Below are 245 nucleotides of genomic sequence, written 5' to 3' on the forward strand. Positions count from 1 at the left end.
GGATTTTTCGTCTATTATTAAATGAATAATGTTTGGAAGGGGATATAATATGACAGAAATTAAAGTAGGGCTTACACAATTTTTAGACTTCACACTGAAAGGTAGTACAGCTAAAACAACCTTTATAAAAAATCTAAAATCCCAACCTGAATATCAACCAGCTTTTGATTACTGGAAACAATTACGAGAAACTGTTATTAAATTTCATCAAAACAAACTACCTTTTGAATATTTCGAAACATTAG

The 245-nt window shown here is 29.0% G+C and carries 1 pseudogene; it reads left to right on the plus strand.

What is annotated here, in order from left to right:
* Positions 1–49: 49 nt before the first annotated feature.
* A pseudogene (locus SB717_RS38660) lies at positions 50–245 on the plus strand (hypothetical protein); the annotation flags it as partial.

This window comes from Priestia sp. SIMBA_032, from assembly GCF_046535215.1.
GTDB lineage: Bacteria > Bacillota > Bacilli > Bacillales > Bacillaceae_H > Priestia > Priestia aryabhattai.